Source organism: Rhodoferax ferrireducens (assembly GCF_003347515.1).
Lineage (GTDB): Bacteria > Pseudomonadota > Gammaproteobacteria > Burkholderiales > Burkholderiaceae_C > Rhodoferax.
On sequence record NZ_QEII01000141.1, the window covers coordinates 1 to 1197 of the forward strand.

General features: G+C 60.2%; 1 protein-coding gene. It reads right to left on the reverse strand.

The genetic code is table 11. The annotated features are described in order from the left end of the window. Position 1: 1 nt before the first annotated feature. Positions 2 to 1192, reverse strand: coding sequence for an elongation factor Tu (gene tuf, locus C5P05_RS00680; protein ID WP_114968003.1), 1191 nt, complete (start codon positions 1190 to 1192; stop codon positions 2 to 4). Positions 1193 to 1197: the final 5 nt, after the last annotated feature.

Genomic DNA, 1197 nt, shown 5'->3' on the forward strand with positions numbered 1-1197 from the left:
ATTACGCGATGATCTTGGCAACCACACCGGCACCGACCGTCTTGCCACCTTCACGGATGGCGAAGCGCAGGCCTTCTTCCATGGCGATCGGGTTGATCAACTTGACCGTGATCGACACGTTGTCGCCCGGCATCACCATTTCTTTGCCTTCTGGCAACTCGATCGCACCGGTCACGTCCGTGGTACGGAAGTAGAACTGGGGACGGTAGTTGTTGAAGAACGGTGTGTGACGACCACCCTCGTCTTTGGAGAGAACATAGATCTCGCCGGTGAAGTGGGTGTGCGGCTTGATCGAACCGGGCTTGCACAGCACTTGGCCGCGCTGCACGTCTTCGCGCTTGGTGCCGCGCAACAGGATGCCGACGTTGTCGCCAGCCTGACCTTGGTCGAGCAGCTTGCGGAACATTTCCACGCCGGTGCAGGTGGTCTTCTGGGTGTCGGCAATGCCGACGATTTCGATTTCTTCGCCGACCTTGACCACGCCGCGTTCGATACGACCGGTCACCACCGTGCCGCGACCGGAGATGGAGAACACGTCTTCCACCGGCATCAGGAAGGCACCGTCGACGGCGCGTTCCGGCAGGGGAATGTAGGTGTCCAGTGCGTCGGCCAGCTTCATGATGGCTTCCTCGCCCAGCGGACCCTTGTCGCCTTCCATGGCGAGCTTGGCGCTGCCGTGGATGATGGGGGTGGCGTCGCCGGGGAAATCATACTTGTCGAGCAACTCGCGCACTTCCATTTCAACGAGTTCGAGCAGTTCAGCGTCATCGACCATGTCGCACTTGTTCAGGAACACGATGATGTAAGGCACGCCGACCTGACGCGCCAGCAGGATGTGCTCGCGGGTCTGGGGCATGGGGCCGTCAGCGGCGGAACAGACCAGAATGGCGCCGTCCATCTGGGCCGCGCCGGTGATCATGTTCTTGACGTAATCGGCGTGGCCAGGACAGTCGACGTGGGCGTAATGGCGATTCGCCGTTTCGTACTCGACGTGGGCGGTGTTGATGGTGATACCGCGGGCTTTTTCTTCCGGTGCGGCATCGATCTGGTCATAGGCCTTGGCCTGACCGCCAAACTTAGCTGCCAGCACGGTGGTGATGGCCGCCGTCAAGGTGGTCTTGCCGTGATCGACGTGGCCAATGGTGCCGACGTTAACGTGCGGCTTGGTACGTGCGAATTTTTCTTTTCCCATTATCA

Bases quoted from the DNA above. Each gene is read 5' to 3' on its own strand.
- tuf (WP_114968003.1), bottom strand. From the start codon at position 1,192: ATGGGAAAAGAAAAATTCGCACGTACCAAGCCGCACGTTAACGTCGGC.